This is a genomic window from uncultured Cardiobacterium sp. (assembly GCF_938028185.1).
Classification (GTDB): Bacteria; Pseudomonadota; Gammaproteobacteria; order Cardiobacteriales; family Cardiobacteriaceae; genus Cardiobacterium.
The window spans coordinates 1-4,565 of record NZ_CALJAH010000231.1; the positions used below are offsets into that span (position 1 = coordinate 1).

At 62.7% G+C, this 4,565-nt stretch carries 4 protein-coding genes; 2 read left to right on the forward strand and 2 right to left on the reverse strand.

Annotated elements, in window-relative coordinates; genetic code table 11:
- The first annotated feature begins 190 nt into the window (after positions 1–190).
- A complete protein-coding gene (citX, locus tag Q0349_RS06715) occupies positions 191–1,597 on the forward strand; it encodes a citrate lyase holo-[acyl-carrier protein] synthase (protein WP_298080108.1) in 1,407 nt (468 codons plus the stop codon).
- Positions 1,594–3,084 carry an anion permease gene (locus Q0349_RS06720; RefSeq protein WP_298080109.1) on the forward strand — a complete coding sequence of 497 codons (1,491 nt, stop codon included), beginning with the start codon at positions 1,594–1,596 and terminating at the stop codon, positions 3,082–3,084. Before citX ends, Q0349_RS06720 begins: the two co-directional genes overlap by 4 nt.
- A 74-nt stretch (positions 3,085–3,158) precedes the next feature.
- Here Q0349_RS06720 and dcuC read toward each other — a convergent pair whose 3' ends face one another.
- Together dcuC and Q0349_RS06730 are read right to left on the reverse strand one after the other, a co-directional pair.
- A complete protein-coding gene (gene dcuC, locus Q0349_RS06725) occupies positions 3,159–4,004 on the reverse strand; it encodes a C4-dicarboxylate transporter DcuC (protein ID WP_298080110.1) in 846 nt (281 codons plus the stop codon).
- Positions 3,991–4,565, reverse strand: a 575-nt coding sequence (locus Q0349_RS06730; protein ID WP_298080111.1) for a hypothetical protein, incomplete at its 5' end; no start/stop codon positions are given. The genes dcuC and Q0349_RS06730, both read right to left, overlap by 14 nt.

A 4,565-nucleotide genomic window follows, 5' to 3' on the forward strand; every position in this document is an offset into this window, starting at 1 on the left:
CCCACGGGGGGAGGGGGCAGATCGGCGGAATTTCACGCATGGGTTCATGCATCGCAATATCCGCGAAGGAAACAAGGGTTCAAAAAACAACGGAGCAACCCCCTCCCCCTGTGGGGGAGGGCTGGGGTGGGGTTACTGAATACAGCACCCGCCATTAAATAGCCATTCAACCAGCACATAAGCCAACCCCATGCCCCACACCCTGCACTACCGCCCCGTTGCCACCGCCCTGCCTGCCGCTGAAGGCAAGGCGGTCGCGCTGGACGCCGTCCTCGCCGCGCGCGATGCCCGCGTCGCCCGGCAACAGGCATTGCTGGCACAAGGCGGGGTGCTGCTCTCGCTCACCCTCGTCGCCCCCGGCGCGGTCAAACGCAGCCCGCTGCTCGATGCCATCTTCGCCGCCGCCCTTGACGCGCTGCGCCCGCACATGGGCGACGCACATGCGCGGCAGGAAGCGGTGGACGACGGCGGCCATCACGCGCTCTACCTGCTCGACGGCGGCGCACGCGACTGGAAAAAGCGCGTCATTGCGCTGGAAAACCGCTCGCCGCTGGCGCGGCTGTGGGACATCGACATCATCGACCGCGACGGCGTCGCCATCTCGCGCCGCGACCTCGGCCTGCCACCGCGCCGCTGCCTCCTCTGCGACGCCGACGCCAAAACCTGCGCCCGCGAACGTCGCCACAGCATCAATGAGCTGCAAGCGGACATCGCCCACCGCTACCGCCTACAGCAACAAGCGCAAGCGATAGCGGCGACGATGCGCCAGGCGCTGATAACGGAAGCGACGCTGACGCCGAAAGCCGGGCTGGTCGATGCCGCGCACAACGGCGGCCACGGCGACATGAACCTTGCCCTGTTCCTCACAAGCGCTGATGCCATCGCGCCCTTCCTCGGTGACTGTGCCGCCTGCGGCATGACCTTCGCCGGACACCCTGCCAGCCCCGCCATGCTCGCTGCCATCCGCCCCATCGGCATCGCGGCAGAAGCGGCGATGCGCGCGGCAACTGGCGGCGTCAATACCCACAAAGGCGCCATCTTTGCCTTTGGCGTGGTCGCGGCTGCCCTCGGCAGACGCCTCGCCGGGGCAGGCACAGCGACACTCGCTGAAGTACAAGACGACGTGCGCGCTATCAGTGCCGGGCTGCTCGCCGAATTGCAGCAAAGCGGCGGCGACAGCGCGGGCAAACGCGGCTACGCGCGGTACGGCATCAGCGGCGCGCGCGGCGAAGCGGCGGGCGGCTATGCCACCGTCACCCGCCACGCCCTGCCCGCCTACCGGCAAGCACTGGCGGCAGACGGCAACCCCCGCCGCGCCCTGCACCTCGCGCTTGTCACCCTCTACGCCGTCAATGACGACAGCACCACCCTTGCCCGCGTCGGCCTGGACGGCCTGCGCGCGCATCAGCATTGGGCGCGGCAACTGCTCGCAGACCGCGCCACCCTCGCAGACGAAACACGGCTGGCAGACGCCATCGCCGCCTACGCCCGCGACTGTGCCGCCCGCCGCTTGAGCGCTGGCGGCAGTGCCGACCTGCTCGCCCTCACCGCCTGGTGCGGGCAGCACTTCACCCCCAACCCTGGAACCCCTCTATGAGTACCAAAAAAGCCATCCACTACCTCATCCTGATCGCGATTATCGCGGCGACGTATATCTTTCCCGCGCCGGAAGGCCTGACCAACATCGGCTGGCATCTGGCAGGCATCTACATCGCCACCATCATCGCCATCATCCTCAAAGTTTTCCCGCTACCAATCATCCTGCTCGCGGGCGTCTCCCTCGCCTCCATCGCCATCGGCGTTGCGCCGGGCGAACAATGGTTCGACAGCGAAGCGCAAAAAGCGGTTGATGTCGTACTGAAAGAAAAAGATGTTCTCAACGGCTACAAATCCAGCACCACCTGGCTGGTCTTCGCCGCCTTTGCGATGAGTACCGCCTTCGTTGCGACAGGCCTCGGCAAGCGCATCGCCTACCTGCTCATCGGCGGGCTCGGCAGCACCACCCTGCGCCTAGGCTACGTCAATGCCTGCCTTGACCTGCTCATCTCCCCGGCAATGCCGTCGGTCACGGCACGCGCGGGCGGCATCATCTTCCCCATCATGAACTCGGTCGCCGTCTCGCTCGGCTCGGAGCCGGACACCAGCCCGCGCAAGGCCGGACGCTACCTGCTGCTCAACACCTACATGGTTGTCAAAACCACCGGCTATTTCTTCATCACCGCGATGGCGCCGAATATGCTGGCGATGGAACTCATCGGCAAGGTTTATGGCTCAAGCCATCCCTTCCTGCTGAGCTGGCCGCAATGGTTCTACGCCGCCTCCGTCCCCGGCCTCATCTGCCTCTTCCTCACCCCGCTGGTGGTTTATTTCATCTGCCCGCCAGAGCTGAAGAAGCTGGACAACAAGGCGATTGCGAAAAAAGGCCTGGAAGAACTCGGCCCGATGACCGTGCGCGAAAAAACCCTGCTCGGCCTCTTCATCCTCGCCGTCCTCTCCTGGGCGCTGGGTGAAAAAATCGGCATCAAGGAAGCCTCCACCACCGCCATCAGCATCATGACCCTGCTCGTTATCTGCGGTGTGCTTGTCTGGGACGATATGCTGAAAAACAAGGGCGCCTGGAACACCCTCGTTTGGTACGGTGGCCTGCTCGGTCTCTCCGGCGTGCTGGAAAAAGCCCACTTCTTTGACTGGCTCTCCGCCACCATGCAGGCCAACCTCAACTTTGGTGGCATCAGCAGCACCATCGCCACCGTCATCATCCTCTTTATGAGCGTCGCGGTGCGCTACCTCTTCGCCTCCGGCGGTGCTTACATCGCGGCAATGGTGCCGGTGTTTGCCGCTGTCGGCCTTGCCGCCGGTGCCGACCCGACCCTGCTCGCGCTCGGTCTGCTCTTCTCCAACTGCTACGGCGGCGCGCTCACCCACTACGGCTCCGGCCCGGCGCCCGTCATCTACGGCGCAGGCTACAACGACATCAAATCGTGGTGGATAGTCGGCGCGGTCTTTGCCTTCGGCAACCTGCTGATACACGTCACCATCGGCTTTGCCTGGTGGAAAGCGCTGGTCGGCATGGGCGTGCTGTAAGCATTCCCCGCCTGCAAAAAAACCGCCCTCCGGGGCGGTTTTTTTATGGTGTGTAACGCCTGGAGCCGTTAGGTTTATGGCGCAACCGCAGTCAAATGCAGCGGCACGAAAATCAGCGTGTAAAGCACGACCACGGCGAGCGCGGCGATGGTCGGGATGGCGGTGCGTTTGACCAGCAGCATCGGCGAGAGGTTGCCCGCGCCGCTGACGGCGACGATGACGCCGGATACCGGCGACAGGGTGCGGCCAACGTTGGACGCCTGTTGCATCGGCAGGATGAGGTAGGCGGGGTTGATGCCCAGTTTGGCCGCCATTTTCGGCGCGATTTCGACAAAGGCGTAAAAGGCGGCGTTGCCGGAACCGGAAGCGACCACCACCAACAGCGTCACGCCGACCAGCGCGAACATCATCGTCACCCCGGCTGCACCGCTTTTTTCCACCAGCGCAATCATTTCATCGACGAAGCCGATGTTGCTCAGTCCTTCGGCGAAAACTCCGGCGGCGATGAGGAGGATGACTACGCCCGCGAACGCCGCGCCCATTTCCTGGTAGGCGACTTCCAGCCCTTCGTAGAGGTCTTTGGCGCGCGGGTTGCGGCAGTATTCGATGATGAGGCTGATGATGAGCGTGAGGATGACCACTGCGCCGAGCGACATTTCCGGCATGACGCGCCCGCCGATTTCGATTTTGCCGTCGAAGACGAGCATCCCGGCAATCGGCAGGAACGGCAGCACCATGTAGAACACAGGCGCTTTTTTCAGCGCGGAAAGGTCCATCTGCACGCGCTCGCCGCCGCCCTGCGGCAACAGGCCTTCGTTGCGGTCGCAGTACGGTTGCCAGAAGAAATGGGGGCGTATAGGACAAAATGGAGGCTCAAAAACGCTGTAAGCCTTATGCTGCAAGGCTTTAAGCGGGGTCAAAACCTTTGAACACAAAAAATGCTTTTTCTGTGGCTCGAAGAAGGTCAAAAAGAATGGGCGGCGCAACAGCCAACAACGCTATAAATGCTGCAATTGCGGCAGGCAATTTGACGGTGGCAGGCGTCGCCAAAGCGATGAACTTTGGACAGCCTACAGCGCAGGCAAGCAGACAGCGGCACAGCTTGCCGCGCAGTACGGTTGTAGCAGTAAAACCATCTACCGCCATCTGCGCAAGGTGCGCATCCGGGAAACCTTCCCTCAGCCTGCCAAAGCCAACATCATCATGGACACCACTTACTTCGGGCGCGGTTTCGGTGTGATGGTGCTGATGGACAGCATCAGCGGGCAAGCCCTTTCCGTCCGTGAGGTCAAACACGAGACCAACGCCCTCTATGCCGAAGCACTGAACGCTTTGCGGGAAAAAGGCGTTGTAATACAGAGCATTGTTTGCGACGGGCGGAAAGGATTGTTGCAGCTGTTCCCGGAGATTCCCGCGCAACTGTGCCAGTTTCATCAGGTCAAAACTGTCAGCCGCTACCTGACACGCAACCCGAAAACGGC